This window comes from Halobacteriovorax sp. (assembly GCF_041587335.1).
Lineage (GTDB): Bacteria > Bdellovibrionota > Bacteriovoracia > Bacteriovoracales > Bacteriovoracaceae > Halobacteriovorax.
The window spans coordinates 1-10,425 of the sequence record NZ_JBFGYP010000110.1 but is presented as its reverse complement, the minus strand read 5'-3'; the positions used below and the strand labels follow the sequence as shown (position 1 = coordinate 10,425).

The 10,425-nt window shown below is 35.9% G+C and carries 9 protein-coding genes and 1 pseudogene; 4 read left to right on the top strand and 6 right to left on the bottom strand.

Going from position 1 to position 10,425, the window contains the following annotated elements:
- From ABX784_RS13130 to ABX784_RS13105, 6 genes and pseudogenes are all read right to left on the bottom strand, one after another.
- Nucleotides 1-320 (bottom strand): annotated as a pseudogene (locus ABX784_RS13130) (phenylalanine--tRNA ligase subunit beta); the annotation flags it as partial.
- A 15-nt stretch (nucleotides 321-335) separates the two neighbouring features.
- Nucleotides 336-1,400, bottom strand: a complete 1,065-nt coding sequence (gene pheS, locus ABX784_RS13125; RefSeq protein WP_372655512.1) for a phenylalanine--tRNA ligase subunit alpha — start codon at nucleotides 1,398-1,400, stop codon at nucleotides 336-338.
- 514 nt (nucleotides 1,401-1,914) lie between these two features.
- Complete coding sequence (locus ABX784_RS13120; RefSeq protein ID WP_372655511.1) at nucleotides 1,915-2,934, bottom strand: bifunctional heptose 7-phosphate kinase/heptose 1-phosphate adenyltransferase; 1,020 nt, start codon at nucleotides 2,932-2,934, stop codon at nucleotides 1,915-1,917.
- Complete coding sequence (locus tag ABX784_RS13115) at nucleotides 2,934-4,028, bottom strand: glycosyltransferase family 9 protein (protein ID WP_372655510.1); 1,095 nt, start codon at nucleotides 4,026-4,028, stop codon at nucleotides 2,934-2,936. Before ABX784_RS13115 ends, ABX784_RS13120 begins: the two co-directional genes overlap by 1 nt.
- Nucleotides 4,025-4,717: a (d)CMP kinase gene (gene cmk, locus ABX784_RS13110; RefSeq protein WP_372655509.1), complete on the bottom strand. Its 693-nt coding sequence runs from the start codon at nucleotides 4,715-4,717 to the stop codon at nucleotides 4,025-4,027. The genes ABX784_RS13115 and cmk overlap by 4 nt, the downstream gene beginning before the upstream one ends.
- A gap of 86 nt (nucleotides 4,718-4,803) precedes the next feature.
- A complete protein-coding gene (locus ABX784_RS13105) occupies nucleotides 4,804-5,727 on the bottom strand; it encodes a lytic transglycosylase domain-containing protein (RefSeq protein ID WP_372655508.1) in 924 nt (307 codons plus the stop codon).
- Nucleotides 5,728-5,949: 222 nt separating this feature from the next.
- On the opposite strand from ABX784_RS13105, the gene ABX784_RS13100 reads away from it, so the two are divergent.
- The 4 genes from ABX784_RS13100 (at nucleotide 5,950) to ABX784_RS13085 (ending at nucleotide 10,242) form a co-directional block, all read left to right on the top strand.
- Entirely contained in the window at nucleotides 5,950-8,025 is a 2,076-nt protein-coding gene (locus tag ABX784_RS13100; protein ID WP_372655507.1) for a thioredoxin domain-containing protein, read from the top strand.
- Nucleotides 8,018-8,938, top strand: coding sequence for a CoA transferase (locus tag ABX784_RS13095; RefSeq protein ID WP_372655506.1), 921 nt, complete (start codon nucleotides 8,018-8,020; stop codon nucleotides 8,936-8,938). Before ABX784_RS13100 ends, ABX784_RS13095 begins: the two co-directional genes overlap by 8 nt.
- A gap of 51 nt (nucleotides 8,939-8,989) precedes the next feature.
- On the top strand, nucleotides 8,990-9,544 hold the full coding sequence (locus ABX784_RS13090; RefSeq protein ID WP_372655505.1) for a hypothetical protein: 555 nt from the start codon (nucleotides 8,990-8,992) through the stop codon (nucleotides 9,542-9,544).
- A 212-nt stretch (nucleotides 9,545-9,756) separates the two neighbouring features.
- Entirely contained in the window at nucleotides 9,757-10,242 is a 486-nt protein-coding gene (locus ABX784_RS13085) for a peptidylprolyl isomerase (RefSeq protein WP_372655504.1), read from the top strand.
- The last annotated feature ends 183 nt before the right edge of the window (nucleotides 10,243-10,425 follow it).

Genomic DNA, 10,425 nt, shown 5'->3' with positions numbered 1-10,425 from the left:
TCTAACACCAAACCGTTAGGCAGAGAGACTCCTAATGGCGCATAAGGTGTTTTAAGTCCTACTCTCACATTGGCAGCACCACATACAACACGCTTATTCTCTTTATCACCATAATTGAAAGTGACTAAGTTAAGCTTATCAGCTTCAGGGTGCTTTTCTATTTCTACAATCTCTGCAACACGAATCTTTTCTAAGTGATCGCCAATAACAATAACTTCTTCAACTTCAGCAGTTCCTAAAGTGAATTTAACACCAAGATCTTTTGGTGACATATCTGGAATAGAAACAAAGTCTTTAATCCATTCAGTACTAATTAACATATATTTTTCCTTCTACTAAAACGTTTTGAATTGAGTGTTAAATCTTAAGTCACCACTTTGCAGGTGCCTAATATCGTCTATTCCATATTTCATCATAACAAGTCGATCTAGACCTAGACCAAATGCAAAGCCATTGTACTTCTCTGGATCAATTCCCCCAGACTTAAGCACGTTAGGGTGAACCATTCCACAAGGAAGTAGCTCTAGCCAACCAACTTGCTTACATACAGAACAACCCTTTCCTGAACAAATAAGACACTTAATATCTAACTCAAAACCAGGTTCAACAAATGGGAAAAATCCTGGACGTAGTCTTACTTCAACTTCTTTCTTGAATATTTCTTTTAAAATTGTCTTCATGAAATAAATAAGGTGCCCAACAGATATATCTTCCCCAACCATCATTCCTTCAAGTTGATTAAAAACCATCTCATGAGAAGCATCAGTTCTTTCACATCTAAACACTGTTCCAGGAGCTATAAACTTAAATGGAGGCTTACGAGATTGCATACCGTGAACTTGAACTGTAGATGTATGAGTTCTCAGTAAGTGCTTTTTCTCATCAGACTCTTTGTTAGGATCGTGAAACCAGAATGTATCTTGCATATCTCTAGCAGGATGATCACCAGGAATATTTAATGCTTCAAAGTTATGAAATTCATCTTCAATATGAGGACCATCTAAAATATCAAACCCCATAGATAGAAAAATATCTTCAATCTCTCTTTGTATTAGTGTTCTAGGGTGAAAACCACCACCAAGAGAACTACCAACCTTAACATCGTCAGTTAACGTGATATCAATACGGCTTGAGGCCAATTTTTCATTAATCTCTTGAGCTTCAATGGCCGTCAGTTTATCTGCAACCATTTTTGTAATATCATTTTTGATATCGTTGGCCTTAGGACCTATGGCCTTTCTTTCATCTGGAGTCGCATCTTTTAAAGATTTAAGAACATCTGAGATCAATCCTTTCTTTCCAAGAAACTCAGACTTTAAGTTTAAAATATCGGCCTGGTTTGTTAGCCCACCAATTTTTCCCTCAAATTGAGAGAAGAGCTCATCTAATTTTTTAATCATTTTCGTATTTCCCTTGAATTCTAGTAAAGCTAGAACATTAATTCTAAACGTCGCATTTTGTCATAGGAATGGAAAATGATCAAGACGAAGCGGGTAAAAGCAGATAGACAGAAGAAAGGAATGATGCGGGGGCAAATCCCCCGCAAGACTAACGGTTTAAAAGGTTCAAGACCTTTTGAGTAATGGCCAAAATTGGGTAACTAACAATTGATCAGCTAAACTGAAAAATAAGGATAGTCTTGTGCAATTTCCATGGCCAAGAATACGTAAATGTAAAATTCACTTGTGTAAGTCTAGTCTCTGATACGCCTCCTTAAAAAGCACAGAATAGATTGATCTTCAGATCAAGAGCTATGGACTCATTATAACACAGTAGGTTATTTTTAAATTTAATATTTCTTAACAATTATTGACTAGAAACCTGACACAAAGATGTAGAAAGAATATACAAATTTAGAGGTAGAAATAAAAAACCAAGCAGGCATCGACCCTCTAGAGAAGAGGGCCATGAAAGCTATTTATTAAAATTCTTTGAAATATCGTCGTAGAACTCTTCTAACTCTTCAAGGTTTACTGTTGCTGTCCCTTTTTTAGCTACAACAACACCTGAGCCACAGTTTCCGAGCCAACATGCATCAGTTAAAGACGCTCCAGCAAGAAGAGATGAAGTAAGTAGTGAAATGGCCGTATCACCTGCTCCAGAAACGTCAAAGACTTCATTTGCAACAGTTGGTATTATACGAACCTTATCATCACCTTTAGTAAAGATCGCCATACCTTCTCCACCTAAAGTAATTACAACCTCAGGAATTTCTAATGACTCAGAAAGTATTTTTGCCATCTCAAGCACTTCTGTGGTGTTATGACCAAGCATTGAAACCATAGTCTCCGCTTCGGCCCTATTTGGCTTTAAAAGATCTACACCTCTATAATGCTCAGGAGGAGTAGTTCTAGAAGGATCCACAAAGACTTTCTTATTGTGTTTTCTAGCAACAGCTACAACTTCAGCAATAGTTTCTTTTGAAAGAGTCCCCTTGCCATAATCTTCTATTAAAACACCACTGTGATTAGGAATAAATTCATTAATCCTCTCAAGTAGTCTCTCCTGAGTAGAAGAAGCTAATTGAGACTTGTCTTCATAATCTACTCTGCAAATTTGCTGAGTAGAAGTAGTCACACGCTCTTTAAAGATTGTTGGCCTTTCATTACAGCGAACAACGCCCCAAATAGATAAGTCATTCTCTTCAAGAAGACTCTCCAATTTACTAGCGTGCATATCCTCACCAACAACTCCACAAATCGTAGATGAAACACCCAGAGATGAGAGATTATTAGAAATATTTGTCGCAAGACCAAGCGTTGTCCATTCTTTAGTTACTTCTAAAACTGGAACCGGAGCCTCAGGAGATATTCTCTTCACATCTCCAAAAGTATACTTATCTAATCCAATGTCCCCTATTACTAGAATTGGTCCAACATCAGTGAATTTTTCTGTTATTTTTTTAAAATTATCTTTTGTGATTATTGAGGTCACTATTTCTCCAAATTTAATAAATCTATTAATTCATTCATTATATCTTGAACTTCAACTTTAGACATACATTCATAGTAAGGACAAGAATTTCCGGCACACTTAAACTGCTCACCACAGACAACATCCGGTATAACTAATCTAAGCTTATCTTCGTCTCTATTATAAGGAGACCAACGTAGAGTACTTTGTACTTTAATTGGAGAATAAATACCTATTGTCTTTACTCCGAGAACATTTGCAATATGAGTTGTTCCAGTACTTGGACCAATAAAGGCATCTGCACTAGAGAGAACATTCATGTAATCTCTTAGCCCGTTAAGTCCACCGTCGAAGAAATATACTTTATTATGAAGATGTAGAGTCTTTTCAACATGATCCCTTAATCCAACTAAATACTGCTGATCACTCGCTGTATGAGAGATAATCCAGTTAAATTTATTTGGAAAACGATTCTCCATCTTATCAATTAATCTACCATAATTTCTAGAAGACCAATTCAAAGTATGCCCAGTCATTCCGGGATGTATAAATATATTTCCCAAAGTAGGGTCTAGACCCTCATCTTTTAAAGAAGTTTTAAATAACTCGATTGAAGCCTGTTTTTGTTCTTTGTTTATTGAGATTTTAGGTGATAAATCAAATTCATTATTTATATCGTGAACAATTCCAAGACCTCTTAGAAGACCAAGGTTATACTCACTCTCGTGCATAGTAACGAGTGACCTCTTTTGCCTAACCCCATAGTTCAAAAATAAGAAACTAGGTAGTTTAGAGATAAGTCCTGCCCTCTTATCAATTCTCTTAAGCCACATATAGAAGCTCACAAATTGATCCCCACCAGCAAAGATATAAATATCAGGCTTAAACTCACTTAATATATTACCTAAATTTTTAATTCGATTAAGTAGTGATGACTTTTTCTTATAGAGAAACACACCATCTACATAAGGATGATTCTCAAAAAGAGGTGCAGAAATTGGAGATATAAGAAATCTAATATCAGCTTCTGGAAACTTAAGTCTAAGGAGTGCGGCAATGGGCTCAGTCAATATAGTATCACCAAGCGCATCTGTTCTATTAATTAGAATTTTCACAGAGAGATTCCAGTCCCCTTGGCCTTAGTCATAACAGACTCTTTTAAAGAGTTAAGCACATCAAGAAGTTCCATTTCACTTGTATCCACCAAGCTAGCATCTTCTGCCATCTTCAATGGAGCAACTTCTCTATTCATGTCACTCTCATCTCTCTTTTTAACATCAATCATTATCTGATCGAGAGAAAGACTAGAGTCTCCTGCTTCATTTAATTGATTTAATCTTCTATTAGATCGAACCTCTACTGAAGCAGTTACAAAGAACTTACAAAAAGCATCGGGAAAGACCACAGTGCCAATATCACGTCCTTCCATAACACAAACAACCCTACTTGCGAGGTCTCTTTGAAAATTCAAAAGAAACTCTCTCACTTGTGGAATTTGAGAAATGATAGAGGCAAGCTTAGAGACATTGTGCTCTCTAATCTTATGCGAAAGATTCTCACCATCAATTCCTATGAGATAATCTTCAGACTTCCCATATTCTAAATTAATATTAGAAAGAAACTCGTCCATTTGAGGACCGGCCGTTAAAGGTATATTTCTTTGATCACAACAATATGCAAGCGCTCTAAACATGGCACCTGTATCAATATAGAGTACATCAAGAGTTTCAGCTAACTGTTTAGCAATAGTCGACTTCCCGCTACCAGAAGGTCCATCTATAGCAATGACTTTTGATAAAGACATTTTTTCTCACTTCCTTGAAAATTAAGACACAACGGGTAAATAATCTACCACTTTAGTCAGAGCAAAACTAGACGCTATGTGAGAATTTAAAGGGATTTTTGTAATTGACCAATTGAGTTAAGTGCCAATCGGTAATCAAAGCTTGGGAATTCGACGAAATGAAAAACTTTATCAAGCTCATATAAGCGAGTGTAAAGATAAGAGGTTTTCGGATTATTTACGACTAAAGTCTTTTGAAGATAGAGATATCTCTTAGATTTTCCGTTCGTAAAATTTTTAGAAATTAATTTATAATGCTTTCGAACTTTATCTAAATAAAGATTCCTTACTCCGACTTCTTGTTTATTTCTAAGTCTTCTATAGACTCCACCAGGTCCCATATTATAGGCTACAGTCGCTAAAGTGTAGTTCCCCTTAAACATCTTTAGTAAGCGTTTCAAATAAAACACTCCCATTTCAATATTTAGTGCAGGATCTTTTATATTTTCGTAAACAATAGTTTCTTTAACAGGCATCTTTAGAAGCTTACTTAAATAAACTCCTGTACCTGGCATAATCTGCATTAAGCCCGTAGCAGAAACAGGACTCTTAGCTCTTAGGTTAAAGTGACTCTCCGTCCACATTACACTTAGGGCCCAAAAAGGATCGATTTGATACTTCTCACAAATCTCCATTGTAGTTGTGATATATCTAGATAATCTCTTTTTTAATTTCTTATTTTTCACTGCTGAGACAATAAGGTTTCTAGTATCTTTTTTAGAAAAGCTCTCTATATGCTCTAGAGAAAGACCACCAAACGACTTCTTTACAAGAGGAAACTGATAGAAAGTTTTCTCATCTAAGAAGTAAGACGATTCTTTATTTGATTTCTTTATCGTTAAAGCTTGCTCGGATGTTCCTAAGGTCGTTTCTTTAGAGAAGATAACTCCAAGAATGATGAAAATAGCTAGAGTATTTAGATACCTTACACAAGATCTCATCTTATCAGAGTTCTTGACGCGCGTAAGCATCTGCAGACTTTCATCTAGGACTGAATATTCTTTTTGAGAGCTATTAAACATATGAAGAGGCTTTTACCCCCCTCGAAATTGATCTGTCTAGTCCACTACATAGATTTTACCCTTTATTGATCGGGCGTATCGCCAATCTCTACCAAATTTCGAGATTTTAGGTGGTTTTGAGCAAAAATATACTTTAAAATATCTTCTTATAAATAAATGGAGAAAACTAAAATGACGCAAAATTCTACATATAATAGATTATCTGATGAGAAATCGGCCTACCTTCTTCAACACAAAGATAACCTCATTCACTGGTTTAGTTATGGACCAGAGGCAATCCAAAGAGCAAAAGATGAGAATAAACCGATCTTTCTTTCTGTAGGATACTCTACATGTCACTGGTGTCATGTGATGGCCGCAGAATCTTTTGGTGACCAAGAGACTGCAGACTTCATGAATGAAAACTTCATTAATATTAAAGTAGATAAAGAAGAGCTACCAGATGTAGATAACTACTATCAGCAGGCATGCCAGTTATTCACTCAAAGTGGTGGATGGCCTTTATCGGCGTTTCTTCTTCCAGATATGAGACCATTCTTTGCTGGAACATACTTTCCAAAGAATGCAGTCGAAGGTCAAACAAGTTTCAAAGAGTTAACTTCGGAACTGTTAAGAGCATTTAAAGAAGAAAAAGAACAAATTGAAACAAATGCTACTAATGTAACTGAGGCCATTGCAAAAGGTTTAGTTCCAAAAGACAAAGTTGAGTACCAGGGTCACTTTCCACCTCCAGCAGCAATCATGGACGCTGTTAAGCAATTTGCTGATGAAAGTAATGGAGGCTATGGACAATCTCCTAAGTTTCCACAGTTCTCATTTTATGAATGGGCCATTGAGCAAATGCTAGAGGGAATGATTCAAAAAGATCAAGGTGAACATATTATATTATCACTTGAAAAGATGCTCATGGGTGGAGTCTACGATCACGCTCGTGGAGGAATTCATAGATATTCAACAGATGAGAAGTGGCTTATTCCACACTTTGAAAAAATGATATACGACCAAGCAGGACTTTTAAGACTGCTTGCGAAAGCAAGTGTTCTATATCCATCTCCAATAATATTCGACAGCTTAATACAGACTCTAGACTTCTTAGAAGCTGAAATGCTTGGAGAATCAGCACACTTTCTAACAGCACAAGACGCTGACTCTGAAGGAGTAGAAGGCCTGTATCACACATTTACAATTGAAGAATTTGAAGATGCATTAAAGAACTATGAAGATGAAACAGAGTCTTTAATCGACAATAGTGAAACAATAAAGAAATGGTTTAATATTACTAAAGAAGGAAATTTTGACAAAGGTCTAAACGTCATCTCTCTTAACTATGATTTACGTTCAGACTTCTTTACTCAAGATGGTTGGAATACGATTAGAAAAGTAAAGAAGGCAATTCAAAATGAGAGAAAAATGAGAGTTCCACCAATGACCGATAATAAAGGTGTTGCGAGTTGGAACTTCATGATGGTCTCTGCTCTTGTAGATGTAATGCAGTACTGCCAAATTGATATTATAAGACAAAAGGCCTCTTCGTTATTCAATACTACTCTCGAAGGTCTATATACAAACTTCCTAGTTTCTAAAGATGAACAAGGAATGAAGATACGTCACTCTACAACAAGAGGGGCTAGCCTCCCATACCTTGAGGACTATGTTAACTTTGCACAAACTCAACTTAGAGTTTATGAAATGACTGGAAACCCTGTCTTTAAGCAAAACTTTTCCGATACTTTAGAATATGTTCTTAAAGAGTTTGTTGATGGAGATAAAGTATTCACAAGAGCAAAGTCAGCTAATGATCATGAGCTCTACCCAAATCAAAGTGTGAACTCAATGGATCAGTCTTATAAGTCTCCAGCATCTACTCTTGTACACATCACAAGAAGAGCAGCGATTCTATTTGGCGATAAAGAATACCTAGATAAAATAAAAGACATTCAAGAAGACTTCACTCATGAGTCATTAAAGAACCCACTAAACTGTGGAGAAGCATTAAGAGCACTTAGTTACCCTGATGCAGCTTATAGAGTAGTAAAATTACCTGTTGAGTGGCTAGAGAACTCTCAATTTATAAACTTCATGCCTTACTTTTTAAGTCGCTTCGTACTTGATTACACGAGAGATGGAGAAGATAAGTGGGAAATCTGTAACTTAAATGAATGTGAAATTGCTGGTACTGGCCTAGAGGAATTTATTGAAACTCTTAGGCCAACATCAACACCTGAAGAAGTTAAAGAAAGTGAATAAGATTTTAAATAACGTAATAATATTAGACTTTGGACACAGATTACCAGGACCACTCGCAGGAAAAATTCTTGCGGGTCTTGGTGCAAAAGTTATAAAAATTGAAGACCATATCTTTCAAGACCCATTTTGCGCTGGAGCTTTTGCAGAGTTCGACCCTAGCTTTAAAGACTGGTACAGAGAGCTCAATGAATCGAAAGAAGTTTTGAGACTAGATTTTAAATCCCCTACTATTAAAGATCAGATTAGAGAACTTCTAATGAGTGCCGATGGAGTTATTAATGGTCTCCCAAATAAGGTTCAAGAAAGTCTGGGAATAGATGAGAAGTCTATAAAGGATCTTAACCATAACCTTGCTGTAGTTGATATGAAGGCCTCAAAAGAGTCAAAGACAGCAATGCATGACCTTAATGCTCTTGCGATGACTGGACTGCTTTCTCTACATATTGAAAACAGAACAGAGAATATTGTTGCCCCACCATTTTTGCCAATAGCTGGAATTAACTTTGGTCATAAAGTCGCCACTGACTTACTTGCTGTTATTTTAAAAGTTAGACAAGAAAATAAGAGTTATATTCATACGACGTATCTATTAGAGAGCACAGAAGAGATATTCAATGCTTTTTGGCCTAACAGTCTGCGTAACACAAGAACTAAATTCTTACACAACGGTCTCTACCCTTGCTATTCTTTATATAGAACAAGTGACGGCAAGTATATTGCTCTAGCTGCAGTTGAGGAGAAGTTTTGGTTAGAATTCTGCTCCGTATTTAAATTAAATATTCCTAAAGAAGATCGATTTAACTATGAGAGTCAAGATGTCTTCAATACCATCTCCCAGTGTTTTCTCTCTCATACTCAAAAGCAGATTAAAGAGATCACAGACCACCATGACTTCTGTCTATCATTGATTTAACTTGCCAATTTATGGGGTTTTAACTATGGTTCGCCCATGGGATTAATGTATATGTTTCCAGTTTCAGAAGATGAAACTGATAGAGTTAAAATTAAAGAGAATGCAATAACGATCAAGTCTTATGGTCTACCAATGATCTTTTGGGGATATCTTATTGCAATAATTGTTGTAGTGACAGCAATGTACCTAGCTGTATCTGGAGCAATTACTAAGCTCATTGCTACAGAGGACACGATAAATGTTGTTCTAGCATATTCTGTACTAGCTATTATCTATGGACTGCCATCTTTATTAATTGCTCTCTATTTTTATGAAAAATCTATTACTAAGAAAGCTAATCTAGTAACAATTCAACATAAAGTATTTTGGATACCAGTGATGAAGAAAGTAGTCGAGCTAGAAGATAGCGACGCGATAGAGCTTCATCACTTTATGGACTCTCCAAATGTTGCAAAAATGAGAGCTCAACCAGAACTAAAAGGCTTTGAAAACAGAGGCTACTTTGAATTATTTGCCACAAATAAGAATGGCAAAGTTGTATTCCTAGATAGGCACTCACGTAAGGCCGATATCATAAAAATTAGAGACCTACTCAGAAAGTACTAACTCCAGCAACTTGAAATTGAATTAGCAGAGACAAAGAAAAGTGACTGGAGTTATAACTTCAAGTAATTGAGATTATTATACAGAATTACACTATCTTAAAGTCAATTTAACCTTAAGCTTTTCCCTATGACAAACTTAAGAAAAACCGAAGTCCAATAGCTTTAAAATAAGAAATTTGATATAAATAAATAAATTGTAACAGAAGGTAAATTATGAAAATTCAAAACGATCACGTAGTAGAAATCAATTATACACTAAAGACTGACGGAGGTGAAACAATTGATACTTCTGATACAGGTGGACCTCTAACTTACCTACACGGTAAGCAAAACATTATTCCAGGACTTGAAAATGCACTTACTGGAAAAGGTCTAAACGATAAAATCTCAGTTAGAGTTGAACCTAAAGAAGCATACGGAGAAAGAGAAGACTCTTTAATTCAAATGATTGATAAGTCTCAATTCCCTAACTTTGATGAAATGACTGTTGGTCAACAACTACAAGTTCAAACAGAAAGTGGACACCCACTAATTGTAACAGTAATTGAAAAAGCAGAAGAAGGTCTAACTCTTGACGGTAATCACCCTCTTGCAGGAATAAACCTAAACTTTGATGTTGAAGTTATTAGCATCAGAGAGGCAACTACTGAAGAAATCGCTCATGGACATGTTCATGGAAAAGGTGGACACGAACACTAAGAAAGTCTTAGGCCCTCAAGTCACTTTGAGGGCATTTCTTTAGTTCTTACCGTACTTTACTAAGAGATTTTTATAGAGGTCTTCTTTATAAATTTCTTTTACGGTTTCTTTTATTTTATTTTTTAATTCAATATTTAAATCTTTTCTTACAAAAATCCACTGCTTCTTATTGGGAGTAATCAT

What these genes read in the sequence shown, in the direction of transcription:
- pheS (WP_372655512.1), bottom strand. Translation starts at nt 1,400, where the DNA reads ATGATTAAAAAATTAGATGAGCTCTTCTCTCAATTTGAGGGAAAAATT.
- cmk (WP_372655509.1), bottom strand. Translation starts at nt 4,717, where the DNA reads ATGTCTTTATCAAAAGTCATTGCTATAGATGGACCTTCTGGTAGCGGG.
- ABX784_RS13085 (WP_372655504.1), top strand. Translation starts at nt 9,757, where the DNA reads ATGAAAATTCAAAACGATCACGTAGTAGAAATCAATTATACACTAAAG.
- ABX784_RS13105 (WP_372655508.1), bottom strand. Translation starts at nt 5,727, where the DNA reads ATGCTTACGCGCGTCAAGAACTCTGATAAGATGAGATCTTGTGTAAGG.
- ABX784_RS13100 (WP_372655507.1), top strand. Translation starts at nt 5,950, where the DNA reads ATGACGCAAAATTCTACATATAATAGATTATCTGATGAGAAATCGGCC.
- ABX784_RS13090 (WP_372655505.1), top strand. Translation starts at nt 8,990, where the DNA reads ATGTTTCCAGTTTCAGAAGATGAAACTGATAGAGTTAAAATTAAAGAG.